Genomic DNA, 16,989 nt, shown 5'->3' on the forward strand with positions numbered 1-16,989 from the left:
GTTCACCCCGTAGCGCCACAGGTCAACCGCGACTCCACAGGAGGTTGGAACGGTTCAACCTCCTGCGGAAGCGCGGTTGACCTGTCGGGATCGGGTCGGGCGCGGAGTCCGGTGACCCCGGGAGCGCTCAGGTCGAGCCGCGCTCGATGAGGCGGGTGGGAAGAAGGATCGGTCCAGGCGGCAGGGTCGCGCCCGCGGCGGCCTCGGTGAGCGCGGTGACGGCCGCCGCCGCCATCTCGCGGATGGGCTGGCGCACGGTGGTGAGCGGCGGCGTGAGCCAGCGGGCGCCGCGCAGGTCGTCGAACCCGACGACGAGCACGTCGTCGGGGATGCGCCGCCCGGTCGCCGCGGCTGCGGAGTACACGCCCGCCGCCATCTCGTCGGAGCATGCGAAGACCCCCAGCCGCTCTCCCGGCCGGAGGCCGCGCAGGACGGGCAGCGCGGCCTCGCGCGCCGCCGCTCCGCCCCAGTCGGCCTGCACCGCGACGAGGTCGGCGTCGGGGCGGACCAGGCGCAGCGCCTCGCGGAAGCCGGTGTTCCGTGCACGGCCGTAGCGGTACGGCGGCGACCCCAGCACCACCGCGAACCGGGTGGCGCCGCGTTCGGCCAGGTGCATCGCCGCTGCCGCACCGCCCTCCCTGTCGGTCGTGCGAACGCTCGTGAGACCGCGCGACGTCTCGGCCTGCGGATCCATCAGCACGACCGGGATCTCGGCGTCGTTCAGCGCCGCCAGCTGCGACGCCGTCGGCGAGATGAGTCCCAGCACCACGCCGGCCGAACCGCGCCGGCGGATGCGCATCGGCCAGTCGTCGTCGGGGGTGTCGCGCTCCTCGGTCAGCACGAGGTCGTAGCCGGCGGCGGCCGCGGCGCTGCGGGCGCCGGCGGTGACCTCGTCGGAGTAGGCGTTGTGGAACCAGCCGAGCACCAGGTCGACCAGGCGCGCGGATCCCGGCGGCCGCCCGCCGACGGCGGGGTCACGCGTGTAGCCGAGCGTGCGGGCCGTCGCCAGCACCCGACGTCGAGTGGCAGGGGCGAGGTCGCCGCGACCGGACAGTGCGCGGGATGCCGTCGCCACGCTGACCCCGGCCGCCGCCGCCACGGCCGCCAGGCTCACGCGCGCCGACACCGGATGCCTCCGCTCGACGCTTCCTCGTGAGACGTCACCGGACCGCCGCGACCGCGGGTGAACCCCACAGTCTCTTCGATCGGATGACGTCTCACGGCCATCGCACCACCTTGGCGCACGGTCGAGGTTTTGCGCAACATTGTCGCGACGCCGACCGGGCGATGGCATCGTCTGTGGCTGGAAAGGGCACACACCCGATGACGACGACGACATCACCGCTGCGGATCGCACTGATCGGCACCGGCTTCATGGGCCGCATGCACACCCACGCCTGGCGCACCGCTCCGCGCTTCTTCGACCTGCCGGTGACTCCGCAGCCGGCGCTGCTCGTCGGGCATCGCGCCGACGCCACGGCCGAGGCCGCGGCACGCTGGGAGTGGCCGGAGCACTCGGTCGACTGGCGCGAGGCCGTCGAACGCGACGACATCGACGTGATCGACATCTGCACCCCCGGCCAGACCCACGCCGAGATCGCGCTCGCCGCGCTCGCCGCCGGAAAGCATGTGCTGTGCGAGAAGCCGCTGGCGAACTCGGTCGCCGAGGCGGAGGAGATGACGGATGCCGCAGCCCGCGCCGGCGTCGTCGCCATGTGCGGCTTCAGCTACCGCCGCACCCCCGCGCTCACCCTCGCGCGCGAGCTCATCGCGGCAGGCCGTGTCGGCGAGATCCGCCACGTCCGGGCGCAGTACCTGCAGGACTGGCTGAGCGACTCCGACGCGCCCCACACCTGGCGGCTGGACCGTGACCGGGCGGGCTCGGGCGCGTTGGGCGACATCGGCGCGCACAGCATCGACACCGCGCAATGGCTCACCGGTCAGGACATCACGGCGGTGTCGGCGACCCTGCGCACCTTCGTGACCTCGCGGCCCCGACGCGGGGCTGTGGAAGGCCTGGGCGGCGTGGCCGCCGACACCACCGACCGGCTCCCGGTCACCGTCGACGACGCGGCGGCGTTCACCGCCCACTTCGACGGCGGGGCCCTGGGTGTCTTCGAGGCGACGCGCCTGGCGACCGGACGCCGCAACGCCAACCGCATCGAGATCAACGGCGACCGCGGCGCGATCGCGTTCGACTTCGAGCGGATGAACGAGCTCGAGGTGTACGACGCCGCCGCCGACGTCGCCCAGGGCTTCCGGCGCGTGCAGGTCACCGAGGCGCAGCATCCGTATGCCGGCGCGTGGTGGCCCGTGGGTCACGGACTCGGGTACGAGCACCTGTTCACGCACCAGGCGGTCGACTTCGTGCGCGCCGTCGCCGGTGAGATCCCCGCGTCGCCCACCTTCGCCGAAGCGACCCAGGTGCAGCGCGTGCTCGCCGCGGTCGAGCAGAGCGCCGCGCACGACAGCATCCTGACGACGGTCGCCGCCGGCGCCGTCGACGCCCCCGCAAACCCTGTGGAAGGAAACCCCTCATGACCCGCACCGCCCTCGTCGTCCGCGGCGGATGGGACGGCCATCACCCGGTCGAGGCGACCGAGCTGTTCCTGCCGTTCCTCCGTGACAGCGGCTTCGACGTCTCCGTGGAGGAGAGCCCCGAGGTGTACGCGGACGCCGACCGCATGGCGGGGGTCGACCTCGTGCTGCAGTGCGTCACCATGTCGCAGGCCTCTCAGGAGGCCGTCCGCGGGCTGCGCGACGCCGTCGCCGCCGGAACCGGCCTCGCCGGCTGGCACGGCGGGATCGCCGATTCGTTCCGGGCCAGCTCCGACTACCTCCAGCTCGTCGGCGGCCAGTTCGCCACCCACCCCTCGAAGCACCCCGACGAGGTGCACGGGGACCAGAGCGACAACTACCTCGAGTACACCGTCGAGCTCACCGACCTCGGCCGCACCCACGAGATCACCGCGGGCCTGGACGACTTCGTCCTGACGACGGAGCAGTACTGGGTGCTCCACGACGACCTCATCGACGTGCTGGCGACCACCACGCATCCGGTGCAGCCGTACCACCCCTGGCACCGCCCCATCACCTCGCCCGCGGTGTGGACGCGCGAGTGGGGACAGGGGCGCGTCTTCGTCGCGACGCCGGGTCACAGCGTCGACGTGCTGCAGGATGCCAACGTCCGCACGATCATCGAGCGGGGGCTGCTGTGGGCGGCGCGGTGACCGGGGTCGGCATCGTCGGGCTGGGCGTCATCTCGCGCCAGTACCTCGACACCCTCAAGGGCGTCTCGAGCGTGCGCATCGTCGCGGTGGCGGACCTCGACACGGCCAGGGCCGATGCGGTCGCCGAGACCATCCCCGGCGCGCGCGTGCTGACCACGGACCAGCTCGTCGCGGACCCCGAGGTCGACGCGGTCCTCAACCTCACGATCCCCGCCGCGCACGCCGAGGTCGCGCTCGCCGCCATCGCCCACGGCAAGGACGTCTTCGGCGAGAAGCCGCTCGCGGCGACGCTCCCCGATGCCGCGCGGGTGATGGATGCCGCGGCCGCCGCGGGCGTCCGCATCGGCGCCGCGCCCGACACGGTGCTCGGCACGGGCGTGCAGACCGCCCGTGCTGCGATCGATGAGGGTCTGATCGGCCGCCCGGTCTCGGCGTCGGCGATGTGGATCTCGGCCGGCCACGAGTCGTGGCATCCGCAGCCGGACTTCTACTATCGCGAAGGCGGCGGCCCGCTGCTGGACATGGGACCGTACTACGTCACGTCCCTCGTGCAGCTGCTCGGGCCGGTCGCCTCCGTCTCGGGAGCGGCGTCGCGGTCGCGCGACACGCGCGTCATCGGGTCCGGCCCGCGTGCCGGGGAGTCCATCGCCGTCGACGTCGACACGCATCTCACCGGCATCCTGCACCACGCCTCAGGTGCCCTGTCGACCGTGACGATGAGCTTCGACGGGGTGCGGTCGACGGCGGCGCCCATCGAGGTGCACGGCGTCGACGGCTCGCTCCTGGTGCCCGACCCGAACATGTTCACCGGCGACGTGCAGCTGCACCCCCGCGGCGGCGAGTGGCAGACGCTGCAGCCGTCGGCCGGATACGCCGACGCGGGTCGCGGCATCGGGCTCATCGACTTCGCCGCCGGCCACGCGCGCGCGAGCGGGGCGATGGCCCACCACGTGCTCGAGATCATGACGGCGCTCGCCGCCTCCGCCGCCTCGGGCGCGCGCGAACCGCTGCACACGACCGTCGAGCGCCCCTCCCTCGTTCCCCTCACCCCTGCAGACACCTGGAGAAGCCTGTGACCACGGCCCGCGCCGTCATCGACCTCGACGTCCCCGGCGACGTCATCAGCCGCCACCTCTACGGCCACTTCGCCGAGCACCTCGGCCGCTGCATCTACGGCGGCTTCTGGGTCCGCGAGGATTCCGAGATCCCGAACGTGCGCGGCATCCGCTCGGACGTCGTCGAGGCGCTCCGAGCGCTCGGCATCCCGAACCTCCGCTGGCCCGGAGGCTGCTTCGCCGACGAGTACCACTGGCGCGACGGCATCGGTCCCCGCGAGAGCCGCCCGCAGATGGTGAACACCCACTGGGGCGACATCGTCGAGAACAACCACTTCGGCACGCACGAGTTCATGGACCTCTGCGAGATGCTCGGCGCCGACGCCTATGTCAACGGCAACGTCGGCAGCGGCACGGTGCGCGAGATGAGCGAGTGGGTCGAGTACCTCACGCGCGACGGCGACAGCCCGATGGCGCGCCTGCGTCGCGAGAACGGCCGAGACGAGCCGTGGAAGGTGCCGTTCTGGGGCATCGGGAACGAGGCGTGGGGCTGCGGCGGCAACATGACCGCCGAGCAGTACGCGCTGGAGGCACGCCGCTACGGCACCTTCTGCCGCAACCACGGCGGCAACGAGCTCTACCGCATCGCGGCCGGCGCGTCGGACGACGACATCACCTGGACGCGGGCGCTCATGGAGTCGCTCGGATGCCTCACCTGCGGCTCCAACCCGTCCCCGGTGTTCCAGGGCGTGTCGTTCCACTACTACGCGCACGCCGGAGCGGGCATCAACACCGAGTCGGCGACGGAGTTCGACGCCGAGCAGTACTACGGCACCATGCGCAAGGCGATCGATGTCGAGCGCGTCATCCGCCGGCACGAGGCGGTGATGGACTCGTACGATCCCGACCGCAAGGTCGGCCTGATCCTCGACGAGTGGGGCACGTGGTGGAACGTCGAGCCGGGCACCAACCCCGGGTTCCTCTTCCAGCAGAACACCGTGCGCGACGCGCTCGTGGCCGCCGTGCACTTCGACGCCTTCCACCGGCACGCCGGGCGCCTGAAGATGGCGAACATCGCGCAGACGCTCAACGTGCTGCAGGCGATGATCCTCACCGACGACTCCGGTGCGATGGTGCTGACCCCGACCTACCACGTGTTCGAGATGAACCGTGGCCACCACGACGCCACGGCGCTGGGCGCCCACGTGCTGTCGTCGCCGTCGGCGTCCGAGGGCGTGCCGGGCCTGTCGGTCTCGGCCTCGACCACCGAGGGCGCGGCGCTGGTGTCGCTGTCGAACCTCTCGCTCGACGAGACGCTCGACGTGCGCGTCGACCTGCGCGGCCGGACCGCGTCGGTGCGCCGCGCGCGGGTGCTGACCGGGACGGATGCCGCCGCCCACAACACGCCCGAGACGCCCGACGCCGTCGCGCCGGCGCCGCTGGAGACGTCGCTCGACGGCGGCGTGCTCTCGGTGTCGCTGCCGCCGCACGCGTTCGCGACGGTGGAGCTCGACCTGGCGTAGCCGGCGCGGAGACGAAGAGGCCGCGGCGCATCGCCGCGGGCCTCCTCGCGTCCGAAGCAGCGGGCCGGCGGGTGGGCGGCATCCTCTCCTCCGCTTCCGTTCGACAGGTCAACCGCGCTTCCGCAGGAGGTTGGATCGGTTCACTCTCCTGTGGAGGGCCGGTTGACCTGTGGAACGGGCACGAAGGCGCCCCGCGGCGACCGGGGAGCAAGCTCGCGCCTGGGATGACGGCATCCCCTGGCTCCCTTCCGTTCGACAGGTCAACCGCGCTTCCGCAGGAGGTTGGATCGGTCCAACCTCCGGCGGAGGGCCGGTTGACCTGTGGAATGGGCACGAAGAGGGCCCCGCGGCGCGATGCCGTGGGCCCTCTTCGTGCGGTTCTCAGCGGGCGGCGAGGGCGTCTGCGCCGGTACGGACCGTCGCCATCGCCACCCTCGGGTCGGCCGCCGTGACGACGTGCACCTCGCCGGTCAGCTCGACCTGTACCTCGGCGTCGCGCCGGGCGCACGAGGGGCCGACCCAGAGCTCGATCTCGCCCGGCTCGACGATGCGGCGGCCGTCACGTCCGGTGAACGCGAGGCGCGTGGCCGGCACGGCGAAGCTCACCGACACCGACTCGCCCGGCTCCAGCGGCACCCGCTGGTACGCCAGCAGTTGCGCGACCGGACGCGTGACCGACGCGACCCGGTCCCGCGCATACAGCTGGACGACATCCGCTCCCGGCCGGTCGCCGGTGTTGGTGACGACGACCGACACCTCCAGGATGCCGTCGGTCGCGGCATCCGTCGCCGTCAGCGCTCCGCGCTCGAACGTCGTGTACGTCAGGCCGTGGCCGAAGGGCAGGGCCGGGGTGTTGTCGGCGCTCGTGATCTCGGTGGGGCCGCCCAGGACCGGGTGCAGGTACGTGTACGGCTGTGCGCCCGCCGACCGGGGGAGCGACACCGGCAGGCGCCCCGACGGCGCGGTGCGGCCGGAGAGGATCCCCGCGATCGCGGGGCCGCCCTCCTCGCCCGGGAAGAAGGCCTGCAGGACCGCGCTCGCGGCGCCCGGTCCTTCGAGCATCCAGCCGATGGCGTACGGGCGCCCCGAGACCACCACGACGGTCGTCGGCGTGCCCGTGGCGATCACGGCCTCGACGAGGCGGCGCTGTGCGCCGGGCAGCTCGAGGTCGTCGACGTCGTTGCCCTCGCCCACCGTGCCACGGCCGAACAGGCCGGCACGATCGCCGACGACGACGATCGCGACGTCGGCGGCGGCCGCCGCCTCCGCGGCCGCGGCGATCCGGCTCGTGTCGGGGTCCTCGACGTCGCAGCCGCGCTCGACCACGAGGTCCGCTCCCGCGAACTCGCCGCGCAGCGCCTCGGCGATGGTCGGCATCTCGAAGCCGAGCGGAGTGCCCGGGTGGTGCGCGAGCACGTGGTTCGCGAAGGAGTAGCACCCCATGAGCGATTCGGCCGAGTCGGCGTTGGGGCCGATCAGCGCCATCCGCCCGGGAGCCGAGAGCGGCAGCACGCCGTCGTTGGTCAGCAGGACGACGGATTCCTCGGCCGCCCGCCGCGCCAGGGCGCGCAGCGCGGGATCGTCAAGGTCGATCTCGGTGGGCGGCGTCTCGAAGTCGGCGTCGAGCAGGCCGAGCCGCTCCTTCTGGGCGAGCACGCGCAGCACGGCGCGGTCGACGAGCTCCACCTCTTCGGGATGAGCGGCGAGCCGGGCACGCAGCGGTGCTGCGAACGCGTCCGCGGTGGGCAGCTCGACGTCGATGCCGGCGCGGAGGGCCAGCACCGCCGCCTCGCCGAGATCGGCGGCGACGCCGTGCAGCGAGTGCAGGAACGCGACCGAGAAGTAGTCGGCGACCACGGTGCCCTCGAAGCCCCACTCCTCCCGCAGCAGCTCTGTGAGCAGCGTCGGGTCGGAGGCGACGGGGACACCGTCGATCTCGGCGTACGAGTTCATGACCGACTGCACGCCGCCGTCGCGGATGGCCATCTCGAAGGGCGGCAGCACGACGTCCTGCAGGCGGCGTCGGCCCATCTGGACGGGGGCGTGGTTGCGACCGGCCTGCGAGGCCGAGTACCCGGCGAAGTGCTTGAGGGTCGCATCGACACCGGCCGACTGAAGCCCGCGCACGTAAGCGGTGCCGATGGTGCCGACGACGTAGGGATCCTCGGCGATGCACTCGTCGACGCGGCCCCAGCGGGGGTCGGTGACGACGTCGAGCACCGGGGCGAGGCCCTGGTGGATCCCCAGCGCCGCCATGGACCGGCCGATCGCCGCCCCGAGCTCCTCGGTCAGCTCGGGATCGAAGGCCGCGCCCCACGCCAGCGGCGTCGGGAACGTCGCGGCCTTCCACGCCGCGAGCCCGGTCAGGCACTCCTCGTGCACGATGGCTGGAATGCCCAGGCGGGTCTGGGTACGCAGACGCCGCTGCTCCGCCCAGAGCCATTCGGCGCGCGCGACCGGGTCCACGGGCCGCGTGCCGTACACGCGGGTGAGGTGGCCCAGGCCGTGGGCCGTCGCCTCCTCGTACGGGCCGGTGTTGCCGCGCTCGCCGGCCATCGGGGCGACGACCTCGCCGCCCTTGTCGACCCAGTAGCCGACGAGCTGCGCGAGCTTCTCGTCCAGCGTCATCTGCGCATGGAGGGACTGCACCCGCGGCGAGACCGCGGGCATCACGACGTCGCTCATCCCTTGACCGCCCCCGTCAGGCCGCCGACGATCCGCCGCTCGAAGAGGCTGAAGAACACCAGCGCGGGCAGCATCGACAGCGACGTGAACGCGAGCACCTTCGCCGTGTCGACGGAGTACTGCGACGAGAAGGCCTGCACACCGAGCGGGAGGGTGAACTGCGCCTCGTCGTTCAGGATGAACAGCGGCAGCAGGTAGCCGTTCCAGCTTCCGATGAAGGCGAGGATGGCCACGGTGATGACACCGGGCACCGCCAGGGGGAGCACCATCCGCCAGAAGAACGACAGGCGACCGCAGCCGTCGATGTATGCGGCCTCCTGGATCTCGTCGGGGATCGCCCTCAGGAACGGGACCAGGATGATGATCGTCGTCGGCAGTGCGAACGCGATCTGAGGCAGGATCACCCCCGGCAGCGAGTTCATGAGCCCGAGGTTGCGCACCACGATGTACAGCGGCGTGATCGCCACCGTGATCGGGAACATCAGGCCCGCGGCGAACAGCGCGTACAGCGCTCCCCGCCCGGCGAAGGTGTACCGGGCGATGACGTAGCTGGCCATGAGCCCGAGCGCCACCGCACCCGCGGTCGTCGCGAGGGCGACGATCGTCGAGTTCAGCACCTCGGTCCAGAACAGCCCGCTGGTCAGGACCTCGACATAGTTCTGCGGGTTCCAGCTCACCGGCAGGCCCGACGGGTCGACGGTGATCTCGGAGTTGCTGCGGAAGCCGCCGATGATGATGTACAGCACCGGCCCGAGCATGAGCGCGATGATGACCAGGGCGATGAAGTACACCGCCGGGCTTCCCCAGGGGAGCTTGTTGACGTCGCGGCGGCGGGCGGGCACCGTGTCGCGGATCGTGATGGTCCGGGTGCTCATCGAGTCCGTGGAGCTCACTTGACGCCCCTCTCTGTGATGGCCCCCGCGGTGTCACGGCGCAGGATCGTGCGCTGGTAGATCAGGGCGACCACCAGCGAGATGACGAAGATGACGACGGCCACGGCGCTGCCGTACCCGAAATTGCCGGAGTTCCGTCCGGTCGCGACCATGTAGATCGCCATGGTGTTGGTTCCCGCCACGGACGACACGTATTGACCCCAGATGATGTACACCAGGTCGAAGAGCTGCAGCGCGCCGATGATCGAGAGGAACGCCCAGATGCGCAGCGTCGGGCCCAGGAGCGGCAGGGTGATGGTCCGCTGGATCTGCCAGTAGGACGCGCCGTCGATCGCAGCGGCCTCGTACAGCTCCTGGGGGATCCCCTGGAGCCCGGCGAGGAAGAGGATGACGGCGAACCCGATGTACTTCCAGGTGAGGATCGCCATGAGCGTCCAGATCGCGATGCTCGGGTCGGCGAGCCAGTCCTGCGCCAGCCCGTCGAGCCCGATCTTCTCGAGGAAGCCGTTCAGCGCTCCGTTCGTGGCCAGCATGAGGCTGAACCCGGTGCCGACGATGACCTCGGCGATCACGTAGGGGACGAAGATGAGGACGCGGATCACGGACTGACCGCGCATCCTGCGGTTGAGCAGCAGCGCCAGCAGGATCGCGACCGGGCCCTGGATCACCAGCGACGCGACGACGATGAAGAAGTTGTGCCCGAGCGCCTGCTGGAAGATCGGGTCGGTGAAGATCGTGACGTAGTTCTGCAGGCCGATGAACTCGGTCGCCGGGCCGAAGCCGGACCAGCGGAAGAAACCGTAGTACGCGGCCATGATGACCGGGAAGATCACGAAGCCGACGAAGAAGATCAGTGCCGGCCCCACCAGGATCATGACTTCGAGGCGGCCGGCCCAGCCCAGGCCTCGCGGGCGTCGGCGGCCTCGCGGCACCGACGGGGGCGGCGTGGTGCCGCCCCCGTCGTGCTCTGCAAGGCCGCGAGCGTCGGATGACATCTCGCGGGTGGACACGATCAGCCCTGCTTGCCTGCCGCGTTGACCGCGTCGACGAGCTGCTGCGGGTCGCTGTTGCCGGCGAGCATGTCGACGACCGCCACGTTGAGCGCGTTGCCGACATTCTGGCCGAGCACGGTGTCGAGCCACTGCGAGACGAACGGAGCGCTGTTGTACGCCTCGAGGATCTGCTGCAGGTACGGCTCGGTGACGGCTTCCTGCGCCACGGTGTTGACCGGCGGCGAGTTGAATGCCTTGTAGTAGGCGGTCTGCTGCTCGGCGCTGGCGACGAAGTTCAGGAAGTCCGCACACTCCTCCGGGGCGTCGACCGAGCACGAGTAGCCGTCGACGCCGCCCATCATCGAGCCCGGCTCACCCTCGCCGCCCGAGATCTCGGGGAACGGGAACCACGCGAGGTCGGGGAGCGGCTTCTCGTCGGGCGTCAGGGAGGCGATCACGCCCGGGTCCCACGCGCCCATGAGCTCCATCGCGGCCTTGCGGTTGGCGATGAGGCCGGCCGAGCTGCCCGCGCCCTGCTGGGGCTCGGTGGTGAGGAATCCGTCGTTGAAGGGGTCGATCGCCGCGAAGTCCTCGAGGTCCTCGCCGGCGCGCAGCCAGCACTCGTCGCTGAAGTCCTTCGTGTCGCCCGTCTCCTCGATGACCTCCGGGCTGCACTCCCGGATCGCGAAGAAGTAGTACCAGTGCGCGGCCGGCCACGCGGCCTTCGCGCCGAGGGCGATGGGCTCGATGCCCGTCTCCTTGAGGCTGGCCACCGCGTCCTTGAGGTCGTCGATGGTCTCGGGGGTCTCGGTGATGCCGGCGTTGTCGAAGGCGTCCTGGCTGTAGAAGAAGCCACCGGGCAGCACGGACAGGGGCATCGCCCACACCTTGTCCTGGTAGGTCTCGGCGGCGAAGGAGCCCTCCGGGATCTCGGCCTTGATGTCGTCCGAGATGAGGTCGGTGAGGTCCATCAGCTGGCCGGCGTTGACCATCGCGGTCATCTTGCCGCCGCCGCGCTGGAGGAAGATGTCCGGCGCGTCGCCGGCGTTCAGTGCCGTCTGCAGCTTTCCGTCCATGTCCTCGTTCTGGACCGACTGCATCTTGATCGTGACGCCGGGGTTCTCTTCCTCGAACGCGGCGATCGCGTCCTTCCAGAACTGCTGGCCGGGGCCCGTGGTGGAGTTCTGCCACAGCGTCATCTCGACGCTGCCGTCGCTGTTCTCGCCGGAGCCGCCCGCACTGCAGCCGGCGAGCGCGAGCGCGCCGGCGACGAGTGCAGCCGAACCCGCGAGGATCCTGTTGCGCTTCATGTGATTCCCGTTCTCTCCTTCGAGGAGCACCTCTGCTTCGCGGTGCCTTGGTCTGCGCGATTCGGGGTCGCGCGGTCCGGAGCTCGGCCCGGACCTGAAAAGTCTGAAATGGCAACAAAAGGTTTGTCAAACGTTTTCGAAAACGGTTTCGACCACGTTATGCTTTCGAGATCATGAAGCGCCGCCCCACCATCACCGACGTCGCCGCGGCGGCGGGCGTCTCGGTGGCGACGGTGTCGAAGGCGGTCAACGGCCGTTATGGAGTGGCCAGCGAGACGGTCGACCGGGTGCTCGCCGTCGTGGCGGAGCTCGGCTACGAGTCGAGCCTCATCGCCAGCAGCATGCGCTCGCGCACGACCGGCGTCATCGGGGTCCTCGTCGCCGACTTCGAGCCGTTCAGCGCCGAGATCCTCAAGGGCGTCGGCCAGGCGCTGCGCGAGTCGCGCTACGACCTCCTGGCGTACTCGGGGTCGCGCGGAGCGGCGGACGGCTGGGAGCGCCGCTCGCTGTCGCGGCTGAGCGGGACGCTCATCGACGGCGCGATCATGGTCACCCCGACCGTGGTGAACGTGGGGGCGGAGGTGCCGCTCGTCGCGATCGACCCCCACACCGGTCCCGCCGACCTGCCGACCGTCGAATGCGACAGCTTCGGCGGGGCGCTCCAGGCGACGCGGCATCTGATCGAGCTGGGCCACTTCCGCATCGGCTTCATCGCCGGCCGCCCCGACCTGCGCTCCTCCATCGCGCGCGACGCCGGCTATCGGCGTGCGCTGACGGATGCCGGACTGCCGATCGATCCGGCACTGGTGGGCTCGGGCAGCTACCGCCAGGACGCGGTGCGCATGGCGGCGCTGGAGATGCTGCGACGGCCTGACCGGCCGACGGCGATCTTCGCCGCGAACGACATCTCCGCGATGGAGATCGTCAAGGTGGCCGCCGAGCTCGGCCTCGACGTTCCCCGCGACCTCTCGATCATCGGATTCGACGATGTGCCGGAGGCCTCCAAGGTGACGCCGGCGCTGTCGACGGTGCGCCAGCCGATGCAGACGCTCGGCGCGGAGGCTGCGCGGCTGCTGCTCTCGCTCATGCAGGGCGACACCCCCGAGGTCACGCACGTGACGCTGCCGACCCGGCTCGTGCCGCGCGCCACGACAGCGCCGCCGCCCTGATCGCGGTGGTCAGCGCAGCGCGATGACGGACGGATCGCGCAGCAGTTCCGCGAACGCGGCCTCGGCCGCGCCGATCAGCAGCCGGTCCTCGGCCAGCGCGGCCGGCCGGATCTCCAGGTCCTCGCCGTTCGCCGGCATCGTCTGCGAGACGACGGCCTGCCGCAGCCCCGACGGGTCATGCTCCGCGAGCATCGCGAGGAAGCCCCCCAGCACCACGACCGCGGGGTTGAGCACGTTGACCGCGTTGGCCAGGGCGGTGGCGAGGATCCGGCGCTGACGGGCGATCTCGTCGAGCACGTCGGGTGCGTCCGAGGTGCGCAGCAGCTCGGCGAGCTCCGGCTCGTCGGCGTTGTGCCGCCCGAGCGCCGCGAGCAGGCGTGCGCGGCTCACCTCGTCCTCCAGCACGCCGTCTGCCGCCCGCCTGTCGGTGGGGGACGCGATGCCCGGACGGTTCTGGCCGAACTCGCCGGAGTACCCGGACGCGCCGCCGACCGGGATGCCCTGCACGATGAGCCCGCCGCCGATGCCGCTGGCGCCGCCGTTGAGATAGACGACGTCGTCGATGCCCCGGGCGGCCCCGAAGAGGTGCTCGGCGACCACGCCCATCGCCGCGTCGTTGCCCACGACCGCGGGGAGCCCGGTGGCGTCCTGGACCAGCTCGCGCAGCGCGACGTCCCTCCACTTCAGGTGAGGGGCGTCGCGGACGAGTCCGTCCGACCCGCGCACGAGGCCGGGCACGGCGATCCCGATGCTTGCGACGACCGATCCGGCGAGGTCGTCCCGCCGCCACGACGAGATGCGCTCGCCGATCAGCTCGGCCGTGCGCTCGGGGCTCAGCAGCTCCGTCATCTCGATGCGCTCGCGGCGGCGGACGCGGCGGTCGAGGCCGACCGCGGCGATCGACAGCGCGTCGACCTCGGGGTTGGCCGCAACGGCGATGACGCGCGGGTCGGCGGTCACCAGCGGAGACGGGCGCCCCACACGCCGGCTGGGATCGGGTGCGCGCTCTTCCGCGACGCCGGAGGTGACCAGGTCGCCGACGAGATCGGCGATGGTGGAGCGGTTGAGGCCGGTCGCAGCCGTCAACGTGGCGCGCGAGACCGGGCCCTCGAGGTGGATGAGGCGCAGCAGACGCGAGAGATTCGCCTGGCGGCTGCCGACCGGATCGTTCATCCCCTCACTGTAGAGGCGGACGTCGGCGGGCGATCAGCCGCGGGTCGGCGCTGCGGGCTTCTCCCGCGTCTGGTCCGCGACGGCTGAGGGGCAGATCGACTGCACCGCGGCGGCGAAGTCGAGTGTCTGGAGCACCTCGAAGGCGCGGTCGTAGCGCGCGCCCTGCAGCACGACGAACACGGCGCCGACGACGTCGATGAAGCCGACGGTGGCGCCGCGCACCTTCACCTCGTAGCGGTCGACGTCGATGCGCTCCCATCGCACGGCGGAATCCCGGGGAGCGGGCGGCTCCGGCATGCGGGGCGGCAGCTCGCGGAGCGAAGGCATGGCGCGCGAGCGGAGACCGCTGCGCCGTGCGGGTGAGGACGGCCTTTCGAGGACCATGGACCGCCTCCTCTCGTCGATGAAACGATCCTGGTCCCCGCACGATTCCGGCGCATCGGGGTTGACCTTGCGGGACAGTGCCGCTAAGCGATTCCGCGAGCCGGCGACCGTCACCCCGTGTTCTACCCGAGGCGGATGAATGCCGAGCCTCCCACCGGTGAACGCCCGGGTTCGCCGGTCAGGAGTGCAGCCGGAGGTCAGGACGGATACGGCGCCGTGCTGCCGCGCACCACGAGGTGCGTCGCCAGATCCATCCGCAGGGTCTCGGGCGTGGCGCCGTCGGCGAGTCGCAGCGCGAGACGGGTCGCCTCCTCGCCCATGCGTCGCAGCGGCTGGTGCACGGTGGTGAGCTGGGGGCTGACCCACCGCGCCAGCGCGATGTCGTCGTACCCGACGATCGACAGATCGTCGGGCACCCGCAGCCCCGCCGCCGAGCCCGCGGCGATCGCGCCGAGGGCCTGCAGGTCGCTGCCGGCGAAGATCGCCGTGGGCGGGTCGGGGAGCGCCAGCAGCTCTCGCGTGTGGGCCTCGCCGCCGGCCGTGTGGAAATCGCCGAACCGGATGAGCGCGGGGTCGATGCGAAGCCCCGCCGCGTTCATCGCCGACCGGTAGCCGTCCACGCGCGCGAGCGAGCACATCATGTCTTCGGGGCCGGTGATGGCTGCGATCCGGCGGTGCCCCAGCTCGATCAGGTGGCGCGTCGCCATCAGGCCGCCCGCCCAGTTGGCCGACCCGACCGACGGGACGTCGGGGGCCGGGTCGCCGGCAGGGTCGACGATCACGAAGGGGATGCCGCGCGAGCGGAGCTTGTCGCGGTAGCGCTCGGCGAGGTCGGAGAACACCAGCACCACAGCCACCGGCCTGCGGCGCAGGACCCCGTCGATCCAGTCCGCCGCGGGGGAGTGGCGGTCGCCGCTCACGGTGAGCACGACCGAGAGCCCGGCGGCGTGCGCGATGTCCTCGACCCCCTCGATGACCTCCATCGACCAGCTCGGCTCCAGCTCGTGGAACACCAGTTCGACGAACTCGCTGCGCGGGGTCTGGCTGCGCCGGGTGTAGCCGTGCCGGGCGAGGTGCTCTTCGAGCCGGGCGCGCGTGGCAGGCGAGACGTCGGGTCTGCCGTTGAGAACCTTCGACATCGTCGCGAGGGAGACGCCCGCCTCCGCGGCGATCTCTGCCAGCGTCACGCGCGGCGGTGTCGACATGGGCGGATCCTTGCGTCGTGGTGCGCCTGTCCTGGGCGTCGTCGCCGGGACCACGTTCAGGATGCCATACCGGGTCTCGCTGTCCGGTGCGAGGGGTTCCGGCTCGCTCACCAGTCGTGGATGGTGCCGTCGGCGAGGCGGTTGTACGGGAGGTAGGCGCGGATGTAGGGGTATTTGCCGCCTTCGTCGGTGTCGAGGTCGACACCGAGTCCGGGTTCGTCGCCGGGGTGGAGGAAGCCGTCTGTCCAGGTGAAGGACTGCTGGAACACCGCGTCGGTCTTGGTGCCGTGCCGCATGTACTCCTGGATGCCGAAGTTGTGGATCGCGAGTCCGAGGTGCATGGCGGCGGCCATGCCGACGGGGGAGATGTCGGTGGGACCGTGCATGCCGGATTTGATCTGGTACTGCGCGGCGTAGTCGAGCACCTTCTTCAGGTGGGTGATGCCGCCGGTGTGGGTGACGGCGGAGCGGACGTAGTCGATGAGCTGTTCACGGATGATCTGCTGGTAGTCCCAGACCGTGTTGAAGATCTCGCCGATCGCCAGCGGCGTGGTGGTGTGCCGGCGGACCAGGCGCAGCGCCTCCTGGTTCTCTGCGGGGGTGCAGTCTTCGAGCCAGAACAGGTCGTAGGGTTCGATGCTCTTGCCCAGCTGCGCGGCTTGGATGGGGGTGAGGCGGTGGTGGGCGTCGTGGAGCAGGGGCAGTTCCGGGCCGAACTCTTGGCGGACCGCTTCGAACACGGTGGGCACGTGCCGCAGGTAGGAGCGGGTGTCCCAGTCCTCCTCGTTGGGCAGGTCACCGCGCTGGGCGGGTTCGTGGTCGTAGCGGACACCGGTGTTGGCCTGGTAGGTCGCGTTGGAGGCGATGCCGTAGATCGACTTCAGGCCGGGCACGCCGGTCTGCACCCGGATGGCCTTGTAGCCCTGCGCCTGATGGGCGCGGATGGAGTCGAACAGCTCGGGCAGGTCCTTGCCGGACGCGTGCCCGTAGGCGAGCAGGCCGGTGCGGGACGCGCCGCCGAGCAGCTGGTACACCGGCATGCCGGCGGCCTTGCCCTTGATGTCCCACAGCGCCATGTCGACCGCGGCGATCGCGGCCATCGTGACCGGCCCGCGCCGCCAGTACGCCGACCGGTACAGGAACTGCCAGGTGTCCTCGATGCGGTGCGCGTCCCTGCCCAGCAGCAGCGGCACCACGTGCTCGCTGAGGTACGCGACCACCGCCAGCTCCCGCCCGTTCAACGTCGCATCGCCCAGCCCGGTCAGGCCGTCGTCGGTCGTGAGCTTCAACGTCACGAAATTGCGGTCCGGGCTGGTCACGATGACCTCGGCACGATCGATGATCATGTCGGTCTCCTCTTCTGTCGGTTC

14 protein-coding genes are annotated in these 16,989 nt (G+C 71.2%); 5 read left to right on the forward strand and 9 right to left on the reverse strand.

Going from position 1 to position 16,989, the window contains the following annotated elements:
- Positions 1-127: 127 nt before the first annotated feature.
- Positions 128-1,126 carry a LacI family DNA-binding transcriptional regulator gene (locus ACWGUG_RS04885; protein WP_452323997.1) on the reverse strand — a complete coding sequence of 333 codons (999 nt, stop codon included), beginning with the start codon at positions 1,124-1,126 and terminating at the stop codon, positions 128-130.
- Between the two features lie 197 nt (positions 1,127-1,323).
- Between ACWGUG_RS04885 and ACWGUG_RS04890 the strand changes: the two genes are divergently transcribed.
- Genes ACWGUG_RS04890 through ACWGUG_RS04905 form a run of 4 tightly spaced genes read left to right on the forward strand, consistent with a single transcriptional unit; the run spans position 1,324 to position 5,808 of the window.
- Complete coding sequence (locus tag ACWGUG_RS04890) at positions 1,324-2,541, forward strand: Gfo/Idh/MocA family protein (protein ID WP_452323998.1); 1,218 nt, start codon at positions 1,324-1,326, stop codon at positions 2,539-2,541.
- Entirely contained in the window at positions 2,538-3,230 is a 693-nt protein-coding gene (locus ACWGUG_RS04895) for a ThuA domain-containing protein (RefSeq protein ID WP_336393655.1), read from the forward strand. The genes ACWGUG_RS04890 and ACWGUG_RS04895 overlap by 4 nt, the downstream gene beginning before the upstream one ends.
- The gene (locus ACWGUG_RS04900) at positions 3,227-4,306 is read left to right on the forward strand and encodes a Gfo/Idh/MocA family protein (protein WP_452323999.1); all 1,080 of its coding nucleotides are present in this window, start codon (positions 3,227-3,229) and stop codon (positions 4,304-4,306) included. Before ACWGUG_RS04895 ends, ACWGUG_RS04900 begins: the two co-directional genes overlap by 4 nt.
- Positions 4,303-5,808: an alpha-N-arabinofuranosidase gene (locus tag ACWGUG_RS04905; RefSeq protein ID WP_452324000.1), complete on the forward strand. Its 1,506-nt coding sequence runs from the start codon at positions 4,303-4,305 to the stop codon at positions 5,806-5,808. The genes ACWGUG_RS04900 and ACWGUG_RS04905 overlap by 4 nt, the downstream gene beginning before the upstream one ends.
- Before the next feature lie 381 nt (positions 5,809-6,189).
- On the opposite strand, the gene ACWGUG_RS04910 is transcribed toward ACWGUG_RS04905, so the two are convergent.
- From ACWGUG_RS04910 to ACWGUG_RS04925, 4 genes are read right to left on the reverse strand one after another with little or no spacing between them, the layout of a single operon-like run.
- Positions 6,190-8,493 (reverse strand): beta-xylosidase/alpha-l-arabinosidase, encoded by a 2,304-nt coding sequence (locus ACWGUG_RS04910; protein WP_452324001.1) that lies wholly within the window; start codon positions 8,491-8,493, stop codon positions 6,190-6,192.
- Positions 8,490-9,368, reverse strand: a complete 879-nt coding sequence (locus ACWGUG_RS04915) for a carbohydrate ABC transporter permease (RefSeq protein WP_452324196.1) — start codon at positions 9,366-9,368, stop codon at positions 8,490-8,492. The genes ACWGUG_RS04910 and ACWGUG_RS04915 overlap by 4 nt, the downstream gene beginning before the upstream one ends.
- A gap of 14 nt (positions 9,369-9,382) precedes the next feature.
- A complete protein-coding gene (locus tag ACWGUG_RS04920) occupies positions 9,383-10,381 on the reverse strand; it encodes a carbohydrate ABC transporter permease (RefSeq protein WP_378880023.1) in 999 nt (332 codons plus the stop codon).
- 17 nt (positions 10,382-10,398) lie between these two features.
- A complete protein-coding gene (locus tag ACWGUG_RS04925) occupies positions 10,399-11,688 on the reverse strand; it encodes an ABC transporter substrate-binding protein (protein WP_336393651.1) in 1,290 nt (429 codons plus the stop codon).
- A gap of 173 nt (positions 11,689-11,861) precedes the next feature.
- On the opposite strand from ACWGUG_RS04925, the gene ACWGUG_RS04930 reads away from it, so the two are divergent.
- Entirely contained in the window at positions 11,862-12,857 is a 996-nt protein-coding gene (locus ACWGUG_RS04930) for a LacI family DNA-binding transcriptional regulator (protein ID WP_336393650.1), read from the forward strand.
- Positions 12,858-12,866: 9 nt separating this feature from the next.
- Here ACWGUG_RS04930 and ACWGUG_RS04935 read toward each other — a convergent pair whose 3' ends face one another.
- From ACWGUG_RS04935 to manD, 4 genes are all read right to left on the reverse strand, one after another.
- Complete coding sequence (locus ACWGUG_RS04935; protein WP_452324002.1) at positions 12,867-14,030, reverse strand: ROK family protein; 1,164 nt, start codon at positions 14,028-14,030, stop codon at positions 12,867-12,869.
- Positions 14,031-14,063: 33 nt separating this feature from the next.
- Positions 14,064-14,357 carry a hypothetical protein gene (locus ACWGUG_RS04940; protein WP_452324003.1) on the reverse strand — a complete coding sequence of 98 codons (294 nt, stop codon included), beginning with the start codon at positions 14,355-14,357 and terminating at the stop codon, positions 14,064-14,066.
- 254 nt (positions 14,358-14,611) lie between these two features.
- Positions 14,612-15,619 carry a LacI family DNA-binding transcriptional regulator gene (locus tag ACWGUG_RS04945; RefSeq protein WP_336393647.1) on the reverse strand — a complete coding sequence of 336 codons (1,008 nt, stop codon included), beginning with the start codon at positions 15,617-15,619 and terminating at the stop codon, positions 14,612-14,614.
- A gap of 107 nt (positions 15,620-15,726) precedes the next feature.
- Positions 15,727-16,965, reverse strand: a complete 1,239-nt coding sequence (gene manD, locus ACWGUG_RS04950; protein ID WP_452324004.1) for a D-mannonate dehydratase ManD — start codon at positions 16,963-16,965, stop codon at positions 15,727-15,729.
- Between the last annotated feature and the right edge of the window lie 24 nt (positions 16,966-16,989).

The sequence above is a fragment of the Microbacterium sp. NPDC055455 genome (genome assembly GCF_053619935.1).

Coding starts and splice junctions, on each gene's coding strand:
- manD (WP_452324004.1), bottom strand. CDS start 16,965: ATGATCATCGATCGTGCCGAGGTCATCGTGACCAGCCCGGACCGCAAT.
- ACWGUG_RS04920 (WP_378880023.1), bottom strand. CDS start 10,381: ATGTCATCCGACGCTCGCGGCCTTGCAGAGCACGACGGGGGCGGCACC.
- ACWGUG_RS04935 (WP_452324002.1), bottom strand. CDS start 14,030: ATGAACGATCCGGTCGGCAGCCGCCAGGCGAATCTCTCGCGTCTGCTG.
- ACWGUG_RS04930 (WP_336393650.1), top strand. CDS start 11,862: ATGAAGCGCCGCCCCACCATCACCGACGTCGCCGCGGCGGCGGGCGTC.
- ACWGUG_RS04925 (WP_336393651.1), bottom strand. CDS start 11,688: ATGAAGCGCAACAGGATCCTCGCGGGTTCGGCTGCACTCGTCGCCGGC.
- ACWGUG_RS04890 (WP_452323998.1), top strand. CDS start 1,324: ATGACGACGACGACATCACCGCTGCGGATCGCACTGATCGGCACCGGC.
- ACWGUG_RS04895 (WP_336393655.1), top strand. CDS start 2,538: ATGACCCGCACCGCCCTCGTCGTCCGCGGCGGATGGGACGGCCATCAC.
- ACWGUG_RS04945 (WP_336393647.1), bottom strand. CDS start 15,619: ATGTCGACACCGCCGCGCGTGACGCTGGCAGAGATCGCCGCGGAGGCG.
- ACWGUG_RS04915 (WP_452324196.1), bottom strand. CDS start 9,368: ATGAGCACCCGGACCATCACGATCCGCGACACGGTGCCCGCCCGCCGC.
- ACWGUG_RS04910 (WP_452324001.1), bottom strand. CDS start 8,493: ATGAGCGACGTCGTGATGCCCGCGGTCTCGCCGCGGGTGCAGTCCCTC.
- ACWGUG_RS04940 (WP_452324003.1), bottom strand. CDS start 14,357: ATGCCTTCGCTCCGCGAGCTGCCGCCCCGCATGCCGGAGCCGCCCGCT.